This window comes from Nannocystis punicea (assembly GCF_026965555.1).
In the GTDB taxonomy this organism is placed as follows: domain Bacteria; phylum Myxococcota_A; class Polyangia; order Nannocystales; family Nannocystaceae; genus Nannocystis; species Nannocystis punicea.
Genome location: NZ_CP114040.1, coordinates 7,735,463 through 7,753,586, shown reverse-complemented (window position 1 = coordinate 7,753,586; position 18,124 = coordinate 7,735,463). Strand labels below are relative to the sequence as shown.

The following is an 18,124-nucleotide window of genomic DNA, read 5'->3' as shown; positions in this document are numbered from 1 at the left end:
GGCGCGCGGCGGCTCGGACGCCGGGATCGCCGCAGCGGCCTCATCGCCCGCGGACCGCCGCTGCGGATGCGCCGGGCGGCCGCGCGCGCGGGCCCCGCTTGACCCGCCACGGCGTCGAGGGCGATCGTGCGCGCGATGTCGGATCCCGTCCTCGTCGTCACCGGCGCCACCGGCTTCCTCGGCCGCGAGCTCGTCCATCACCTGCTGGCGACCGAGCCGACGACGCGCCTGGCGCTGCTCGTGCGCGGTCGCGACGAGGCGCAGGCCAGGGCCCGCGGCGCCGAGGTGCTGCGCGACCGACTGGCCGGCGAGGCGCTGGCCGCGGCGGAGCGGCGGGTCGAGATCGTGCGCGCCGACCTCGAGCGCGACAACCTGGGGCTCGACACCGCGACCTACGCCGGGCTCGCCGGACGGGCGACCGGCGTGATCCACGGGGCGGCCTCGGTCAGCTTCTCGCTGCCGCTCGAGCAGGCGCGGGCGATCAACGTCGAGGGCACGCGCCGCATGCTCGACCTCGCCAACGCGGCCGAGTGCCCGTTCGACTACATCGGCACCGCCTACGTGGCCGGCGATCGCAGCGGCACCGCGCTCGAGACGGAGCTCGACGTCGGCCAGCCGTTCCACAACACCTACGAGCAGACCAAGCTCGAGTCGGAGCAGCTGGTCCGGGCGCGCGCCGGCGAGCAGCGGGTGACGATCTTCCGCCCGAGCATCATCGTCGGCGACTCGCGCACCGGCCGGACCTCGAGCTTCAAGGTGCTCTACTGGCCGCTCAAGATCTTCTCGCGCGGGTTCCGCTGGGCGCCCGGCCGACCCGACGCGGTGATGGACGTGGTGCCGTCCGACTTCGTCGTCCAGGCGGTCTGCCACCTGCGCAAACAGCCAGGTCCTTCGGGACAGGCGTATCACCTGTGCGCCGGCCACGAGCACGCCGCCACGCTCGCGCAGCTGAGCACGGCCGCGAGCCAGTTCTTCGGCTGCAAGCCGGCGGTGTTCGTCAAGCCGAACCTGTTCGTGCGCGCGCGACCGTTCATCGACCGGTTCACGTTCGGCCGCCTGAAGCGGATCTTGACGAACGGCCGGGTCTACACGCCGTACCTGTCGCTGCAGCTGTGGTTCGACACGTCGCACACCCGGGCGGCGCTGGCGGGCACCGGCATCGCCGCGCCGGGGGTCGAGGCGTTCTTCCTCAATCAGCTCCGCTTCGCCCGCGACACCGACTTCGGCAAGAAGCTGGCGAACGCCGAGGCCTGACGCGGCGGGTGAGCGCGGGCGCTAGACGGTGACGCGGCGGTGATAGGCCGCCCACTCGAGCGCGATCAGCAGGGCCGCGGCCAGCAGCAGCAGGGCCCACAGCGGCTCGTCGCGCACCGGCACCGGCGTGGCCGCCTCGCCGGCGAGGACGTCGGGCGGCAATTCGCCGAGGCGGTCGTGCAGGTCGGAGGCGGCGACGCTGGCCTGATTGACCGCGACGAGCACCTCGGCGCCGGCGGCCGCGCCGTCGAGGGCGCGCACGCGGTAGATGCCGGGCTCCATGGCGCGCAGGCGGAACACGCCGGTGGCGTCGACGGGCAGCGTCGCCGGGACGTCGGCGGGCTCGGGGCCGCGGACCTCGACCTGGCTCAGGCCCTGGGCGCCGAGGCCGATCTCCGCGGCGGCGACCGGACGGCTGGGGCCGACCGGCACGCTGGCGACGAAGCCGGGGCGGGCCTGCTCGAAGTAGGTGATGATGTTGGCGACGAGGATCGGGAAGGCTGTCCGAAGGGGCAGGTCGGTCTGGCGCGGATCGAAGCCGAGCGCCAGGACGGCCCGCGGCCGCCGACCGTCGCCGCCGAGCTCGTGGCGCAGGACCACCAGCGGCTCGCCGAGGCTGCGCACCAGCACGGTGTCGCCCGGCTCGGTGGCGAGACGCGTGCCGCGGCGGAGGTTGACGTCCTTGAGGACGACGCCGTCGAGCAGCGGGTGCTCGCGGTGCTGCTCGGTGAGGAACGGGCGCGCGAGCTCGCCGGCGCCGTGGATCGGCGCGGCGTCGGGGGCGATCCGCGCGGGGTCGAAGATCACGAGGTCGGCGGCCGGCAGCGGGTCGGGCAGCGGCAGCTCGCCGACGTCGATGATCACGAGGTCCGCCTCGGCCAGCGACGGGTGCGTGGTGGCGTCGGCGGGGCCGATGCCGGTGAGCTGGACGTGGTCCTGCAAGGTGAGCAGGGCTGCCTCGAGGAACAGGTCGCTGCCGTCGGTGACGAGCACGACCTTGAACGGCGGCAGCGGCGGAACCACTGCGAAGGCGCGGTCGTCGTCGGGCGGGCCGAGCAGCTGCGGAGCGGCGCCTGGCGCGAGGGACAGGTTGGCGACGAGCCGGGTGCGCGCGGCGTCGAGCTCGCGCAGGACCTCGCGCCGCCGCTCGCCGGGGCCGAGCTGCACGGCCTGGCGCCCGACCACGAGGCCGTCGGCCTGGACCTCGAGCACGGCGTCGGCGGGGCCGTCGCCGAGGTTGTGGACCTCGGCGAGGACCTCGATGCGCTCGCGGTCGCCGGGGTAGCGGCGCGCGGCGAAGGCGACCAGCGCGAGGTTGTCGGCCGGCCCGCCGGCGCGCGCGACCTGGCACGGGATCGCGGCAGATTCGGGGCTGTCTGAAGCGACATGTCCCGAGATGCAGGCCGCGAGAGCGTCGCCGGCGGCCTCGTCGAGGGCGCCGTCGGTGAGGACGAGGATCCGCCCGCCGGCCTGACCGGCGAGGGCGGCGCGGGCGAGCGCGAGGGCGCGGCCGAGGTCGGCCTCGCCGGGGCCGGGGACGACGCCCTCGAGGGCGCGCAGCAGCGGAGCGGCGTCGCGGCCGAGCGGGCCGGGGACCTCGACCTCGGCGCCGGCGGTGATGACGAGCGCACGATCGGTGGGCCCGAGGCCGGCGATCTCGGCGCGCGCGCGGCGGAGCAGGAGGTCGAGCCGCGTGAGCCCCGGTTCGCCCGCGGCCGGTCCGGCGGTGCTGGCCGAGCGGTCGACGACGATCGCCACGGTCTGCGGGTCGCGCAGCCAGCTGTCCGGCCGCGGGTCGCCGAGCGCGGCGCACAGCAGGGCCAGCAGGACCAGCTGGAGCAGCCAGCTGAGTAGCCGCCGCAGCTTCTTCCATAACCTTCGCGTGTCGCTCTCGCGGGTGACCTGCTGCCACAGCGCGGCGAACGGGACCACGACCTGGCGCCGGCGCATGCGCAGGAGGTAGAGCGCGGTGATCGCGGCGGCCCCGGCGGCGAACACCGGGAGTATTTCGGGCCATGTCCATCCGGACAGGGTCATCGGAGCAGGCCTCCGACCCGGAACATGCGCAGGACGAGCTCGTCGAACGGGACGCTGGTCTCGGCGCGGAAGTAGGGGATCCCGCGGCTGCGGCAGCTGGCGGCCAGAGCCTGGCAGAACTTCTCGTGGGCGTCGGCGTAGGCGCGCAGGGCCGCGGGGCTGAGGGTGACCTCGCGGGCGTCGCCGCCCTCGACGTCGACGAGGGTGACGTCGCCGCGCAGGCCGCTGAGCTCGGGGTGGGCCTCACGCGGGTCGATGACCTGGATCGCCACCGGCTCGTGCTTGCGGAAGCGCAGCAGGTTGAGGCCGTCGAAGGCGCCCTGCAGGTCGTAGAAGTCGCTGAGGACGACGGTGAGGCCCGGCTGGGTGCTCTCGGCGGCGAGCCGCCCGCACGCGGCCCGCATGTCGGTCGGGCCGCCGCGCGGGGCCGTGCGCAGGAAGTCGAACACGCGGAAGATCCGGCCCTTGCCGCGCACCGCCGGCAACGTGGTGTGCAGCTTGCGGCTCATGCACGTCAGGCCGACGCGATCGAGGTTGGCGAGGCCGACGTAGGCCAGCGCGGCCCCGACCTGCTGGGCGTAGCGCAGCTTGCTGCCGCCCGAGGTCGACATCGAGTCGCTGATGTCGACGGCGATCCGGATCGGCAGGTCCTCGTCCTCCTCGTAGAGGCGGACCAGCGTCTGCTCGAGGCGCATGAGCACGCCCCAGTCGAGGTTGCGGATGTCGTCGCCGGGGCTGTACTCGCGGTGGTCGGCGAACTCGAGGCCGCTGCCGACCTTGCGCGTCTTGCGTTCGGCGCGCTGCTTGCCGCGGAACAGCCGGCGCGCGATCACCTGCAGCAGCTCGAGCTTGGCCAGGAAGGCCTCGCCGAACAGATCGTCAGCGGCGGCGGCGGGCGCGGGCCGCTCGGGCTTGGGGCTCTCGCTGCGCTTCCACAGGGCCAAGCGATCAGCTCCGCGACTTGTCGGCGTCGGCGGGGACGCCGGTGAGCACCTGACCGATGACCTTGTCGATGGCGATGCCCTCGGCCTCGCCCTCGAAGTTGAGGATCACGCGGTGACGCAGGGCCGAGGGCGCGACGGCCCGGACGTCGTCGATCGACGGCGACTTGCGGCCGTCCATGACGCAGCGGATCCGCGCGGCCAGGAGCACTGCCTGGGCGCCGCGCGGGCTGCCGCCGAAGCGGACGTAGCGCTTGACGAGATCGGTGGCGCGGGCGTCGTCGGGGTGGGTGGCCCGCAGCACGCGCACGACGTACTCGGCGACGCTCGGGACGACCGGGACGGCGCGGACGAAGCGGCGCATCTCGAGCAGCGTCGGGCCGTCGAGCACCGGCCGCGCCGCGGCGCTCTTGGTGCCGGTGGTGCGATCGAGGATCGCCAGCAGCTCGCGCTCGCCGGGGAAGGGGACGTCGATCTTGAAGAGGAAGCGGTCGAGCTGGGCCTCGGGCAGCGGATAGGTGCCCTCCATCTCGAGCGGGTTCTGGGTGGCGAGGACGAGGAATGGTTCGGGCAGGCCGCGCGTCTTGCCGGCCGCGGTGACCTGGCCCTCGGCCATCGCCTCGAGCAGCGCCGACTGCGTCTTCGGGGTGGCGCGGTTGATCTCGTCGGCGAGGACGATGTGGTTGAAGATCGGCCCCGGCTGGAACGCCAGCTCGCGGCCGCCGCCGGGCCGGTCGACCAGCACCGAGGTGCCGACGATGTCGGCCGGCATGAGATCCGGGGTGAACTGGATGCGGGCGAAGGACAGATCGACCGCGGCCGCGAGGGTCCGGATCATCAGCGTCTTGCCCAGGCCCGGCACGCCCTCGAGGAGGCCGTGTCCGCCGGCGAGGAGGCAGGTGATGATGCCGCGGAGCACGTCGTCCTGGCCGACGATGACGGTCTGGACCTCGCGCAGGAGGTCGGCAAGGCGGTGCTGCAGGGCTTCGAGGTGCGCTTGCGTGTCGGCGATCGTCATGCGAGGGCCGGGAGAGCATACACGGCCGCCGGCCGCGGGGCCCCGACCGTCGCTGCCCCGCGCGCAAAAGCGCCCGCACCGCCACGTTGCCGCCGAACAGGGCGCGTGAGGACGCTCGTGCCGGCGGCGCGAAACCCGACGCCGCCGGTGTGGCTATCGTTCGCCCCAGAGACGAACGCTGCATGCGCTACGAAGGCAAGATCTACCGCCCGCCGTCCGAGGCCGATGCGTACATCCTGCAGGCGACGGTCGGGTGCTCGTGGAACCGCTGCACCTACTGCGACATGTACAGCGACAAGGTCTATCGCGAGCGCGACACCGACGCGTGCCTCGAGGACCTGCGCACCGCGGCCGCGATCGCCCGCAGCCGCGTCGACAAGGTGTTCGTCGGGGACGGCGACGCGCTCGGGATGCCGATGGAGCGCTGGCTGGCGATCCTGAACGCCGCCAGCGCCGGGTTCCCGCGCCTGCGCCGGGTGTCGTGCTACGCGACTGCGATCAACATCCTCAAGAAGACGCCCGACGAGCTGGCGGCGCTGCGCGAGGCCGGGCTGTCCCGCCTCTACATCGGGCCCGAGTCCGGCGACGACGCGACGCTCAAGCGGATCGCCAAGGGCTCGACGTTCGCCGAGCACGTGGCGGCGGCCGAGCGCGCGCGCGCGGCGGGGCTCGAACTCAGCGTGATCGTGCTGCTCGGGATCGCCGGCACCGAACGCGCCCACGAGCACGCGACCGCGACCGCGCGCTTGATCACGGCGATGGACCCGGCGTTCGCGTCGGCGCTGACGACCACGGTGGTGCCCAAGACGCCCCTGCACACGCTGCAGACCCGCGGCCGCTTCGCGCTGCCCTCGGTGGTCGAGATGCTCCGCGAGCTGCGGACCATCGTCGACGAGGCCCGCCCGACCGACGCCCTGTTCCGCACCAACCACGCGTCGAACTACCTGGCGATCGGCGGCCGCCTGCCGCGCGACCGCGCGGCGATCCTGGCGACCATCGACAGCGCGATCGCGGGCGAGGTGACGCTGCGGCCCGAGTGGGCCCGCGGGCTGTGAGAGGTTGACCGGGCGGAGCTGCGCGGAGAGCCGCTGCGCTGTAGCGGATCCGCGAAGAGGGCTCACGGCTCTGCGCGCGGTACATCTCCGGGCTCAGGCGCAATAGGACATGCTCGATGGTGCATGTCCTATAGAGAATGTTCTTTTGGACATGTCGACTGGGGCATGTCTCACGAGTTCATCGTTGAAGATGCGCTGCCGTAGGGCTGAGCCGGACGGAGTTCGAGGCGCAGCGGCGCGGAACGCTCGTCGGCCGAGGCCGGCGCGGGAGGTCGTGCACGGCGACGGGCCGGCGCGTGAAGGGATCGGCGCTGCTCGTCGGATGGTGCGTGCACGGGGTCATGTGCACGGCGACGCGCCGCGATGGCTGCACAAAAGCCGCCGCGGCGATCGCCGGGCAGCTGGCGCGAGCACGCTCGCGGGCGAAGGTGACCGTCGAGACAGGCGAGCCGTCAGTCGGCCAGGCAGAGGGTCGGATCCATCGGATCGGCGCCCTTGCCCTGGGCGCAGGCGATCGTGCACGGGTCGGCCATGCAGTCGAGGGCGACGGTCAGCTTGACGGTGCGGCCGTGGCCCGGCGGCTCCATCACGAACTCGAGCGGCGCGGTGACGAGGCTGGCGCCCTTGTCGTCGAGCGCGTCGATGAACACGCGGTCGAGGTCGTCGCCGGCGACCTGGCGATCGGGGTCGATGATGGCGTTGTAGCCCATGACCGCCGGCTCCTCGGGGTCGCAGTCGAAGTCGTAGGTGAGCAGCTCGCTCAGGCCTTCCTTCTCGTAGGTGGCGACGCGGAACTGGGTGACCGGCACGTCGGAGCACATGCCGAAGCCGCCGTTGAGCAGCCAGCGCACCAGGATCTTCGCCGGCGTCGGCGACATCGTGACGACGTCGGCGGTGTTCTCGGCGCCGGAGGTGACCTCGGCGATGTCGGCCGGGTCGTTGTCGAAGTTGTCGGTGACGATGACCTTCTCGGCGTCGACGCCGCTGACCCTGACGTTGTAGCGGCCGGCGAGGAGGCCAGTGAACTCGGCCTGGCCGTCCTCGCAGCTGACGATCTCGGTGTCGATCACGTCGCCAGCGGCGCCGCTGGCGGAGTACTTGTAGAGCTCGACGGTCACGTCGGTGACGCCGAGGACGCTGCAGTCGACGTTCGCGCCGATCTTGAACGGGACGATGAGCGAGCCGGGCGGGTCGTCGCCCCCACAGGCGGGCGCTGCGACGAGGGCGGTGAGGGCGAGGGTGCTGACGAGGAGACGAGTGCGCATGGGAAGGTTCTCAGGGTACGAGCGTGGCCGCAGGGACGCCGGCCGACCGACCTGTGTTCACGGCCGGCTCGCCCCACCCGCGGCATGGTACCGACCCACGGCCGTGTGACAACAAATCCGTCCGCGCTCGCGGCCTTCGGTGCGAAGCCCGCCGCGCGTGCGCCTAGTCGCGGATGTAACGGTGCGCGACCGCCCGCACGTTGCGGTCGCTCAGCACGTGAAACACCCGCAGCCGCTTGAGCGCGACCGGGGACAGCTGCCCCAGCGGGACGTAGACGATCTTCTTGTCCATGCGCTGCGCGAGCTGGCGCAGCGCCGGGCGCGGCGGCGTGGCCGCCACGTAGACGACCATGCGCTCGGCCGAGTAATCGAGCGCCGCCCGCAACAGCACCTCGGCCTTGGTGCGGGCGTCGCCGAAGTGCGGGTCTTCCCATACCCCGAACATCTGCCCCGGCGGACGATTGAGGAGAAACCCGCCGTAGAGCGCCCGGCCGATGCCCGGGCCGACGACCTGCGCGAACGGGTCGCTGGCGTACAGCGCCATGTCGCCCTCGTCCTCGTGCTCGCCCTGCCAGGTCATGTGCCAGCCGAACTTCGGCTCGACCTCGTCGTCCTCGGGGACCAGCGGCTCGTCGTCGAAGATCACCACGACCGCGCCGGGCTTGCCGCGCACGAGCTGCTCGATGCGCACGTAGATCTTGCCCTGGTGCCAGTTCCGCACGGTCTCGCGGACGTCGACGCCGTCGAACAGGCTGGTCGAGAACGGCGCGACCTGGGTGTGCGCGTCGGACAGCACGCGCTCGGTGCGCTTGCGCAGGAACGCGCCGTAGTGCTCGAGCGCGAGGTCCTCCGGCGGGTACGAGCAGATGCTGTCGCCGGTGAAACGTTCGGCCCACTCGCCCTTGCGCCGCTCCTTCTCTCGCGGCCGCACGATCTTCATCAGCCGACGCCGCCGCTGCATGAGCTTCGGGTGGAAGTGGATCGTCCGCACGCGGTCGTGGAGGTCGCGCAGGGAGAGGTCGAGCGGCGGCAAGTCGGGCCGCACCGCCTGCCATGGATAAGTGGTAGCGACCTCCCAGACCTCCTGGGCGTAGGTGTCGTCGACGAAGCCGCGCGCGGCGACGACGAGCTGGTAGAGGTCGGGCGCGATCGCCCCCTCCTCGAGCGCGTAGGCGTGGGCGTAGCGCAGCAGGCGGAGGATCACGCCGGGCCGGAGATCGCCGCCGGTGCGCTCGCGGTAGCGCGTCCGCGCCTGCTGGCAGATCGCCAGCAGGAGGCCCGTTCGCCCGGTGACCCGCGGCCGCTCGTCGAACGGATCGGGCGGCGAGGGCGTGCGGAACGGGTCCTGGAGCGGGGCCTGGCGCGCCCGCGTGAACAGGTCGAGCACGGCGCCGGCGCTCGCCGGGCTCAGCGCCGAGGGCGGGGCGCTGCCGCGGCTGCGCTCGTACGCGGCCTGGAGGAAGGCCGGCTCGCCGAGCACCTCGGCGCTGGACTGTTCGGACAGGTGCCAAAGGACATGTCCTTCGCGCCTGGTGAGGCGACGCAGCGGCGCGGGCGGCGAGGCGCCTTCGGCCAGCAGCGGGCCGAGGCGCGCGACCAGGCCGCGCGCGTGGTGCAGGCCGCAGACGACCAGGACGGCGGCGTCGGGCAGGTTCTGGCGCAGCGCGAGGGCGGCGATCGAGCCGGCCATGAAGTCCTCGCGCAGGTCGTCGGCGGCGACGCGCGGGCTGATCGAGGCGGCGGCCAGGCCGGCGCGCAGCCAGGCGGCGGCGCCGACGGACTCGGCGCTGGCGACGTCGGGCAAGCTGTCGCGCGCCGACGGATAATCGGCGACCTCGCGGTCGACCAGGTGGAACGGGATCCCGAGCTCGGTCGCGCGGCGCACCGCCTCGATCAGCGGGTCGGCCGGCTCGACCACGAGGTACTGCGGGCGCCCGTGCTCGGCCTCGTTCGGGACCTCGAGCGCGCTGAGCAGCGGCAGGCGGGCGATCGCGCGGGCGAGCGGCTCGCCGATCCCCGCCGGCAGCTCGACGGCGATGGCGGCGGGGCTGAACTTCTCGATCGCGCGCCGGACCATCTGCGCGCACTCGAGGCGGCCGTGCACCACCGGCAGGACGACGACGCCGGGCAGGATCATGTCGAGCTCGGCCAGCTCGTCGCGCGAGAGGCTGAGCGGGTCCGGCCAGGCCGGGCGGTAGGTCGCGGCGGCGTCGTCGAACATGGCCGAAAGTTCAGGTCAAGGCTGCTCGAGCGGGACCTCGCCGGGGAGGTACTCGAGCGCGTCGTCGCCGAGGATCATGGCGGTGGCCTGGCGCACGTGCTTCTTCACGTCGAGGCCGCCGCGGTCGCTGGCGCCGAGCTTCAGCGCGTAGCGGGCGATGTTGATGCCGTCGCGCACCGTGAACGGCTGGTCGTCCTCGTGCGCGCGCTGGAGGAACACCGCGAGGTAGTGGAGGATCCGCGGGCTGGCGAACGGCAGGTTGGCCTGCAGGATCGCGGTCTCCTCGTCGCGCTCGGGGAAGTCGATCACGATCTGCGGCTGCAGCCGGCTCTGGATGTACTCGGGGATGTCGAAGGTGCTGGCGTCGTCGTTCATCGTCGCGCAGAAGCGGAAGTTGCGATGCGCGTGGATCTTGACGCCCGCGACCACCGACTCGACGTAGCGCCGGCGGTCGAGCAGCGGCGCCAGCGAGGCCCAGCTGCGCTCGCTCATGCGGTTGCCCTCGTCGAGCACGCACACGCCGCCCTTGATCATCGCGCTCACCAGCGGGCTGGCGGTGTAGCGCAGCTTCTGGCCATCGGTGATGACCGGCGTGACCAGCAGGTCCTCGGGCCGGGTGTCCATGGTCGCCTGGAACACATAGAGCGGGACGTCGAGGGCGCGCGCGGCGGCCGACGCCAATGTCGTCTTGCCAACGCCGGGCTTGCCGACTAAACGTGGCGACAGCGCGTGATCTTGTTCGTCCAACACGGCCCACGCGGCCAGCAGCTGGCGCTTCAACTCGGGTCGCCCGACCCACTGCCAGCGCATCTCGTCGGGCGGAGTGAGGCGCAATTCGACGCCCTGGATGACGACGCTCTCCATCGTGAGTGCCGGTATATCAGGCGTCGGGCCGGCGCCGCGAGGACCTCGCGAGTTTGTGGCGCTTTGCCGCCGCGCGTGAGACTTTTGTCCCTGAAGGGCCCTGGGTGGTGAATCTGGCGCCCCCGCCGCGGTCTAAGGCCGCGGCGCGGGCCCCCGGGCCTGTTCGAGCACAGGAGCGCTGAATGCGAACCAGCCATCTTCTCCCTCACGGGCGCCTGCCGCGGGCGCTGACCGCTCTGGCCCTGTGGATCGGGCTCGTGACGGTCCCCACCGCGGCGGCCTCCCCGGTCCTGCTCGACCCGCCCGAGGCGGGCACCCCCGAGGAAGAGGAAGAAGAAGACGTCCCAGCGGTCATCGCGCCCGAGCCGGCGGCGGAGCCGGAGCCGCCGACCGCGACCAAGTCCAAGTCGGCCAAGTCCGGCAAGAAGCCGACGAAGTCGAGTTCGGCCAAGAAGCCCAAGGGCGACCCGCGCTGCGGCGGCAAGACGCCGATCTGGGAGCACAAGGTCAAGTCCGGCGACAACCTCGGGCGCATCGCCGGCCAGTACGGGGTGCGGATGGGCGACATCACCAGGCTCAATCCGAAGCTGAAGAAGAACCCGGACAAGCTGTCGATCGGCCAGATCGTGCTGGTCTGCCCCGACCCCGAGGTGCCGCCGCACCTCGAAGAGGAGGGCAGCTACACGGTCAAGAAGGGCGACTCGCTGAGCGAGATCGCCGAGAAGTACCACATGAAGGTCAGCGAGCTGCTCGCGCTGCAGAAGGGCTCGCTGCGCAAGCGGCTGGACGCCAACAAGTCCGACCTGCGGCCCGGCGACGAGCTGACGATCCTCGTCGACCGCGGCATCATCGCCGCGTTCGCTCCCTCGAAGGACGAAGATCGCGGGGTGCTGCGGATCGGCATCCCGCTCGACCCGGGCAAGTACTATTACATCAAGCGGCCGAACCTGGCATTCGGGACAGGCGCGACGATCAAGGCGATCAAGTTCGCGATCTCGAAGTACGCCCAGCTGAAAGGCATCAAGGGCGGGCCGCAGGTGCACGTCGGCGACATCAGCGCCCGCGGCGGGGGGCCGCTCAAGGGCCACAAGTCGCACCAGAAGGGCGTCGACGTCGACGTCGGCCTGGTGCTCAAGGGGGCAGACGCCGGCGAGGTCCGGTTCCTCTCCGGCAACGCCGACAACCTCGACGTCGCGCGCACGTGGGCGCTCATCAAGTCGTTCGTCGACACCAAGGAGGTCCGCGCGATCTTCCTCGACTACGGCCTGCAGAAGGTCCTCTACGAGCACGCCAAGAAGAAAGGCGTGCCGGAGTCCAAGCTCGACGAGCTGTTCCAGTACCCGCGCGGCAAGGGCCGTGGCTACGGCATCATCCGCCACTGGAAGGGCCACCGCGACCACTTCCACGTCCGCTTCCACCGCTGAGCGTGCCCGCCGGGGCATGCCCTTCAGGGCATGTTCTCGCGGACCTGTCTCGGGCGACATGTCCGCGCGGTCAGAAAGTCATGAAGCCGATGAACGGCCCCAGCTGCAGCAGCGGGACGCCGCCGAACGCGGCGGTGATGCGGGCCTGCCCGCCGACCACGCCCTTGATCCGCCTCTCCGGCTTGCTGAACACGTAGCCGAGGCGGCCTTCGCCCTCGACGCCGCCTATCTGCGACAGCAGGAACGCGACGCCGGCGCCCATCGAGTAGAACAGCCGTTGCTTCTGCCCGCCGTAGCCCATCGCGGTGAGGTGGTGGCGGTGGATGAAGATGTTGTAGTCGTCGACCGGGGACAGCTCGTACGACATCTCGTCCGCGAGGCCGACCGAGAGCGTCAACTGGTAGCCGAGCGCAGTGTTCCAGTCGAAGGTGCGGGCCCGGTTCTTGCGCGGGCGCAGGTTGGTGCCGAGGAAGAAGCTGAAGTCGCCGGAGGGGAAGGGCGAGAGGATGCCGAAGTTGAGGGCGTAAAAGTTGGCGAACACGAGCTTGCGGTGCGTGACCGATTCGGGGGCGTTCGCGGGCCCCTCGACGCCGGCGGGCGGCGTCGTCGTCGTGGCGGGCGGCGTCTCGGGGGAGTACGTGTTCGGCGGGCCGCCCTGGGGCTGGCTGGGCGGTGGGTAGGGCTGCGTGGGCTCGAGCGGCTGCGCGTAGGGTTGCTCGGGCGGAGTCGGTTGCGCGTAAGGCTGCGCGGGCGCGGCGGGCTGCGCCGGGACAGGCGGCGCCGCTGGTTGGACAGCTACGGGGGCAGGCTGGGCCGCCGGGGCCGGCGCGAGGGCGGGCGCGGCAGGTTGCAAGAGGGCGAACGATAGGGCGGCGACCAACGAGTGATGCATGGGCAGATGTCCGAAGGTTAATGTTTACCTGTCCTAAAGACCATGTCGTGCGCGCCGCTCGTCCCGAGGACCGGAGCCGTCGGTGCGGCGGATCGTGAGCTCGCGCGCGTCCGCTGAGGCGATGCGTGGCGTCGGGGTGGATCCGGGGCCCGACGTCGCGACCGGGCCTTGTCCTCCCGCGCCCGTTCTCCGTCACGCCGGCTGCGTTGCTCGTCGGTGCCGTATTGCGCCCTCTTCATGCCCAGGCAGCTGCCCGGATCCCCGCGCGAGGGCGGGTCGAAGGGCCCCGGTCGCGGCACTCGCTGCGGGGGCAGGTCGGGCGCGGCGACGACGGGCTGCGCGGCGGGGGCCAGGGGCATGCGAAGACCGGCGACACGTCGATGTTTGCAGACGACGTGATCCGGCTCAAGCCGGCGCGCCGGCAAAGCCGCTAAGGTGCCGCGCCATGGCGACCACGCTGCGAACCGTTCCCCCCGAGCCCCCTCCGCCGCCCACCGTTCTACCGTGCAGCGATCCGGCCACCGGCGAACGCTTCGGCGAGGCGCCGGTGATGGACAGGGACGCGGTCGTGGCCGTGGTCCAGCGGGCGCGTGCGGCCCAGGCGGCGTGGGCGGCGACGTCGTGGGCCGAGCGGCGGGCTGTCCTTTCGGACATCTTGCGCTACGTGGTCCAGCACCAGGAGGAGATCTGTCGCCTCGCGGTGCGCGATTCCGGGAAGACGATGGTCGACGCGGCGATGGGCGAGATCTTCCCCGTCTGCGAGAAGCTCCGCTACACGATCGCGCACGGCGAGGCCGACCTCCGCGCCGAGCGGCGCCCGTCGGGGCTCCTGCCGCACAAGGCCGCGCGCGTCGAGTACCTGCCGCTCGGGGTCATCGGCGTGATCGCGCCGTGGAACTTCCCGTTCCACAACTTCTTCTGCCCGGCGATCCCGGCGCTGTTCGCCGGCAACGCGGTGGTGGTCAAGGTCAGCGAGCTGGCGACCTGGTCGTCGCTGCGCTACGTCGAGATCTTCGCCGAGGTGCTGCGACGTCGCGGCCACAGCCCCGACCTCGTGCAGATCGTCACCGGCTACGGCGAGACCGGCTCGGCGCTCGTGACCTCGGGCGTCGACAAGATCTTCTTCACCGGCTCGCCGCAGAACGGCCGCAAGGTCATGGCTGCGGCCGCGGAGACGCTCACCCCGGTGGTGCTCGAGCTCGGCGGCAAGGACCCGATGATCATCTGCGACGACGCCGACCTCGAGCAGGCGGTCAGCACCGCCACGTTCGGGGTGTTCAACGCCTGCGGGCAGATGTGCGTCGGCGCCGAGCGGCTGTACGTGTTCGCCGGCATCTACGACGCGTTCGTGCACGAGGTGGTGGCCCGCGCGAAGGCGCTGCGCCAGGGGCCGCCGCTGCAGGGCGAGGTCGACCTCGGCGCGATGACGATGCCGCGCCAGCTCCAGATCGTCCAGGAGCTGGTCGACGACGCCGTCGCCAAGGGCGCGCGGGTGTTGTGCGGCGGCAAGCCGCGGACCGACCTGCCGGGTAACTACTATCCGCCGACGGTGCTGGTCGACGTCGACCACACGATGCGGATCACCCGGGAGGAGCAGTTCGGCCCGGTGATGGTGATCCTGAAGGTCAACTCCGAGGCCGAGGCGGTGCGGCTCGCCAACGATTGCCCGTACGGGCTCGGCTCGTCGGTGTTCACGCGCGATCCGGCCCGCGGCGAGCGGCTCGCCCGCGCGATCGCGGCCGGCATGACCACGGTCAACGACTTCGGCCTGGCCTACATGATCCAGTCGCTGCCGTTCGGCGGCCTCAAGATCTCGGGGTTCGGGCGCATCAACGGCCGCGAGGGCCTACGCGCCTGCTGCAACGAGAAGGCGATCGTCACCGACCGCGTCCCGGTGCGCCAGGGCATGGCGCTGTACCCCGTACGGCCGGCGACGCTCGAGCTGGTGACCGGCGCGGTGCGGGCGATCTACGGCGCCGGGATCGGCAAGAAGGCGCGCGGGGCGCTGCAAATCGCCCGTTCGTTGCTGTCGCTGGCGCGTCATCAACGGTCCGACGAATCGTCGTGACCGTCGCGCGCCGACGAGCGGCGCAGGCACCTGTCTTCACGGACAGATAACTCGCCGGGATCGGGCGGATCCGAACCCGGACGGTCGGCTTGGCAGAGCGACGCGGCGTGTGGCACCATTCACACTCCGCGCTCCGCTGGCCCATGGACGAGTTCATCGCCGCGATCGTCAGCTTCCCCACCGTGGTGTTCACGGTCGCCCTGTTGATTGTCATGGGGTACTGGCTGCTCGCTCTGGTCGGTGGGATCGGCAGCGACCTGCTCGACGGCGCGGCCGGCAAGATCGACGGGGCGGTCGATGCGATGGCCGGCAAGGTCGACGGGGCGGTCGAGGCGATGGCCGGCAAGGTCGACGGGGCGGTCGAGGGCGCCACCGGCAAGATCGAAGGTGCGGTCGGCAAGCTCGAGGGCGTCTCGGGCGGGTTCAGCCTGCTGGCCGCGATGGGCTTCGGCAAGGTGCCGGCGACCCTCGTCATCTCCATGCTGACCCTGTTCGCGTGGGCCCTGTCGACCTTCGCCACGCTGATGCTGCGCGACTACGGTGTCGCCTCCGTCCCGGTGCACGTCGCCATCGGCTTCGGCGCGATGGTCGTCGCCGGCATGCTGTCGGGTTTGATCGCCCGGGCGCTAGGCAAGGCCTTCAAGCCGCATCAGCCGATCCGGCGCAGCGATCTGGTCGGCAAGCTCGCGGTCGTCACCACCGGCCGCGTCGACGAGCGCTTCGGCCAGGCCAACCTGCAGGAGGACGGCGCGAACCTCATCGTCGACGTCCGCTGCGCCACGCCGAACGCGCTGGCGAGGCACATGCGCGTGGTGCTCGTGAGCTACGACGCCGAAGCCCGGACTTACATGGTCGAGCCATTCGAGGTGAAGGACAGCCTGGCCCGCCCGTAGCGCGGGGTCGTCCGCGGAGAGGGATAAAACAGTATGGATCCGACGCTAATCCTGATCGCAAGCGTGGTGGTAGCGAGCCTGTTGGGGCTGTTCGCCATGGGGTTCGTCATCAGCCGGTTCTTCCGCCAGGTCGACCAGGGCAAGGCGCTGATCATCAATCGCTGGAACAGCAGCGCCGAGGTCTCGTTCGCCGGCAAGATCGTGTACCCGATCATCCACCGCGTCGAGATGATGGACATCTCGGTCAAGACGATCGACATCGACCGCCGCGGCAAGGAGGGCCTCATCTGCAAGGACAACATCCGCGCCGATATCAAGGTCACCTTCTTCGTCCGCGTCAACAAGACGCCGGAGGACGTGCTCAAGGTGGCACAGTCGATCGGCTGCGCCCGCGCGTCCGACCAGGCGACCCTCGACGAGCTGTTCTCGGCCAAGTTCTCCGAGGCGCTCAAGACCGTCGGCAAGCGGCTCGACTTCGAGGAGCTCTACACCAAGCGCGAGCAGTTCAAGGACGAGCTGATCGAGGTCATCGGCCGCGACCTCAACGGCTACATCCTCGACGACGCGGCGATCGACTTCCTCGAGCAGACGCCGATGACGTCGCTCGACCCGCACAACATCCTCGACGCCCAGGGCATCCGCAAGATCACCGAGATCACGGCCGCCCAGAACGTGCGCACCAACGAGCTGCGGCAGAAGGAGCGCATGGACGTCGGCTCGCAGAACCTCGCCTCCGACGAGGCGGTGTTCCGCTACGAGCAGCAGCGCGCCGACGCCGAGGCGAAGAAGCACAAGGAGATCGCGATGTCGCAGGCCCGCGAGCAGAACGAGGCGATGCGGGTCGCCAGCGAGGAGCACAGGAAGACGACGCTGGTCCAGCAGGCCAACGAGGCCGAGATGGGCAAGGCCGAGCAGGACAAGCTGCGCGCGATCCTCATCGCCGAGAAGGCCAAGGAGCGCGAGGTCCAGGTCGAGACGGAGCGGGTCGAGAAGGCCCGCGCGACCGAGGCGATCGCGCGCGAGCGGGCGGTCGAGCTGCTGCGCATCGAGAAGGAGAAGGCGCTGGAGATCGAGCGCAAGGCGATCGCCGACGTGGTCCGCGAGCGCGTGTCGGTCGAGAAGGGCGTGGCCGAGGAGGAGGAGCGCACCAAGGACGTGCGCACGCTGGCCGAGGCCAACCGCGTCAAGGAGTCGCGCGTCATCAAGGCCGAGGGCGAGGCCCAGGAGCGCCTGGTCAAGGACGTGAAGAACGCCCAGGCGATGGAAGAGGTGGCCAAGCACGAGGCCAAGAAGCAGCTCATCCTCGCCGAGGCGTCGCTCGAGTCGGCCGACAAGCAGGCCAAGGCGAAGATCCGCGAGGCCGAGGGCCTGCAGGCCCAGGAGGCCGCGCAGGGGCTGGCCAGCGTGCGCGTGAAGGAGGCCGACGCGGTCGCCACCGAGAAGCTCGGGATGGCCAAGGTCCGCGTGCAGGAGGCCGAGGCCGGCGCGATCGAGAAGCGCGGCATGGCCGAGAACACGATCGCGCGCGAGCGCTTCGCGGTCGAGGCCAGCGGCGAGGAGCAGAAGGGCCTGGCCGGTGTGCGCGTGAAGGAGGCGGACGCGGCGGCGATCGAGAAGCAGGGCTCGGCCCAGGCCGTCGCGCAGGAGCGCCAGGGCGTGGCCCAGGCGTCGGCGATCCGCGAGAAGCTGCTGGCCGAGGCGACCGGCCTGGCCGAGAAGGGCAAGGCGATGCAGAACTTCGCCGGCGAGCCGCGCGCGCACGAGGAGTTCCGCCTCCAGCTCGAGCGCGACCGCGACGTCCAGCTGGCCCAGATCGCGGCCCAGAAGACCATCGCCGAGGCCCAGGCCCGCGTGTTGGCGACCGCGCTCGAGCACGCCAAGATCAACATCGTCGGCGGCGACGGCCAGTTCTTCGACAAGTTCGTGCGCGCCGTCGGCACCGCGCAGTCGATCGACGGCACCATCGACCACAGCGACACCCTCAAGAAGCTGCTCGGCGACTACCTCGACGGCAAGAAGAGCCTGCCCGAGGACCTCAAGCAGGTGCTGTCCGGCGTGTCGGCCGACGACCTGCAGAAGTTGACGCTGTCGGCGTTCCTCGCCGACCTGCTGCGCAACGCCGACGGCCCGACGAAGAAGAAGATCCAGGCGCTGGCGGAGAAGGCCAAGGATCTCGGGATCCAGTAAGCCGG

General features: G+C 71.3%; 13 protein-coding genes. 6 read left to right on the top strand and 7 right to left on the bottom strand.

Translation table 11 applies throughout. The features are described 5' to 3' along the window. Positions 1-135 precede the first annotated feature (135 nt). On the top strand, positions 136-1,254 hold the full coding sequence (locus O0S08_RS29765) for an SDR family oxidoreductase (protein ID WP_269032724.1): 1,119 nt from the start codon (positions 136-138) through the stop codon (positions 1,252-1,254). A 21-nt stretch (positions 1,255-1,275) separates the two neighbouring features. On the opposite strand, the gene O0S08_RS29760 is transcribed toward O0S08_RS29765, so the two are convergent. The 3 genes from O0S08_RS29760 to O0S08_RS29750 are packed head-to-tail and all read right to left on the bottom strand — an operon-like array spanning position 1,276 to position 5,250. After that, positions 1,276-3,291, bottom strand: coding sequence for a VWA domain-containing protein (locus O0S08_RS29760; RefSeq protein ID WP_269032723.1), 2,016 nt, complete (start codon positions 3,289-3,291; stop codon positions 1,276-1,278). Further along, positions 3,288-4,235, bottom strand: coding sequence for a DUF58 domain-containing protein (locus tag O0S08_RS29755; protein ID WP_269032722.1), 948 nt, complete (start codon positions 4,233-4,235; stop codon positions 3,288-3,290). The genes O0S08_RS29760 and O0S08_RS29755 overlap by 4 nt, the downstream gene beginning before the upstream one ends. A 4-nt stretch (positions 4,236-4,239) precedes the next feature. Continuing rightward, entirely contained in the window at positions 4,240-5,250 is a 1,011-nt protein-coding gene (locus O0S08_RS29750; protein WP_269032721.1) for an AAA family ATPase, read from the bottom strand. A gap of 182 nt (positions 5,251-5,432) precedes the next feature. On the opposite strand from O0S08_RS29750, the gene O0S08_RS29745 reads away from it, so the two are divergent. Beyond that, positions 5,433-6,305, top strand: coding sequence for a radical SAM protein (locus tag O0S08_RS29745; protein WP_269032720.1), 873 nt, complete (start codon positions 5,433-5,435; stop codon positions 6,303-6,305). Between the two features lie 452 nt (positions 6,306-6,757). On the opposite strand, the gene O0S08_RS29740 is transcribed toward O0S08_RS29745, so the two are convergent. The 3 genes from O0S08_RS29740 to O0S08_RS29730 form a co-directional block, all read right to left on the bottom strand. Continuing rightward, positions 6,758-7,570: a hypothetical protein gene (locus O0S08_RS29740; RefSeq protein WP_269032719.1), complete on the bottom strand. Its 813-nt coding sequence runs from the start codon at positions 7,568-7,570 to the stop codon at positions 6,758-6,760. A gap of 163 nt (positions 7,571-7,733) precedes the next feature. After that, positions 7,734-9,791 (bottom strand): hypothetical protein, encoded by a 2,058-nt coding sequence (locus O0S08_RS29735; protein ID WP_269032718.1) that lies wholly within the window; start codon positions 9,789-9,791, stop codon positions 7,734-7,736. Positions 9,792-9,806: 15 nt separating this feature from the next. Next, entirely contained in the window at positions 9,807-10,655 is an 849-nt protein-coding gene (locus tag O0S08_RS29730) for an AAA family ATPase (protein ID WP_269032717.1), read from the bottom strand. Between the two features lie 182 nt (positions 10,656-10,837). On the opposite strand from O0S08_RS29730, the gene O0S08_RS29725 reads away from it, so the two are divergent. Further along, positions 10,838-12,079 carry a penicillin-insensitive murein endopeptidase gene (locus tag O0S08_RS29725; protein ID WP_269032716.1) on the top strand — a complete coding sequence of 414 codons (1,242 nt, stop codon included), beginning with the start codon at positions 10,838-10,840 and terminating at the stop codon, positions 12,077-12,079. 70 nt (positions 12,080-12,149) lie between these two features. Here the strand turns inward: O0S08_RS29725 and O0S08_RS29720 are convergent, their stop codons facing one another. Next, positions 12,150-12,971: a hypothetical protein gene (locus O0S08_RS29720; RefSeq protein ID WP_269032715.1), complete on the bottom strand. Its 822-nt coding sequence runs from the start codon at positions 12,969-12,971 to the stop codon at positions 12,150-12,152. 445 nt (positions 12,972-13,416) lie between these two features. Here O0S08_RS29720 and O0S08_RS29715 point away from each other — a divergent pair, with 445 nt between their 5' ends. From O0S08_RS29715 to O0S08_RS29705, 3 genes are all read left to right on the top strand, one after another. Continuing rightward, the gene (locus tag O0S08_RS29715; protein ID WP_269032714.1) at positions 13,417-15,039 is read left to right on the top strand and encodes an aldehyde dehydrogenase family protein; all 1,623 of its coding nucleotides are present in this window, start codon (positions 13,417-13,419) and stop codon (positions 15,037-15,039) included. 143 nt (positions 15,040-15,182) lie between these two features. Beyond that, positions 15,183-15,932 (top strand): OB-fold-containig protein, encoded by a 750-nt coding sequence (locus O0S08_RS29710; protein WP_269032713.1) that lies wholly within the window; start codon positions 15,183-15,185, stop codon positions 15,930-15,932. A gap of 33 nt (positions 15,933-15,965) precedes the next feature. Continuing rightward, entirely contained in the window at positions 15,966-18,119 is a 2,154-nt protein-coding gene (locus tag O0S08_RS29705) for a flotillin family protein (RefSeq protein WP_269032712.1), read from the top strand. Positions 18,120-18,124 lie beyond the last annotated feature (5 nt).

Coding starts and splice junctions, on each gene's coding strand:
- O0S08_RS29765 (WP_269032724.1), top strand. CDS start 136: ATGTCGGATCCCGTCCTCGTCGTCACCGGCGCCACCGGCTTCCTCGGC.
- O0S08_RS29760 (WP_269032723.1), bottom strand. CDS start 3,291: ATGACCCTGTCCGGATGGACATGGCCCGAAATACTCCCGGTGTTCGCC.
- O0S08_RS29750 (WP_269032721.1), bottom strand. CDS start 5,250: ATGACGATCGCCGACACGCAAGCGCACCTCGAAGCCCTGCAGCACCGC.
- O0S08_RS29745 (WP_269032720.1), top strand. CDS start 5,433: ATGCGCTACGAAGGCAAGATCTACCGCCCGCCGTCCGAGGCCGATGCG.
- O0S08_RS29740 (WP_269032719.1), bottom strand. CDS start 7,570: ATGCGCACTCGTCTCCTCGTCAGCACCCTCGCCCTCACCGCCCTCGTC.
- O0S08_RS29735 (WP_269032718.1), bottom strand. CDS start 9,791: ATGTTCGACGACGCCGCCGCGACCTACCGCCCGGCCTGGCCGGACCCG.
- O0S08_RS29730 (WP_269032717.1), bottom strand. CDS start 10,655: ATGGAGAGCGTCGTCATCCAGGGCGTCGAATTGCGCCTCACTCCGCCC.
- O0S08_RS29725 (WP_269032716.1), top strand. CDS start 10,838: ATGCGAACCAGCCATCTTCTCCCTCACGGGCGCCTGCCGCGGGCGCTG.
- O0S08_RS29720 (WP_269032715.1), bottom strand. CDS start 12,971: ATGCATCACTCGTTGGTCGCCGCCCTATCGTTCGCCCTCTTGCAACCT.
- O0S08_RS29715 (WP_269032714.1), top strand. CDS start 13,417: ATGGCGACCACGCTGCGAACCGTTCCCCCCGAGCCCCCTCCGCCGCCC.
- O0S08_RS29710 (WP_269032713.1), top strand. CDS start 15,183: ATGGACGAGTTCATCGCCGCGATCGTCAGCTTCCCCACCGTGGTGTTC.
- O0S08_RS29705 (WP_269032712.1), top strand. CDS start 15,966: ATGGATCCGACGCTAATCCTGATCGCAAGCGTGGTGGTAGCGAGCCTG.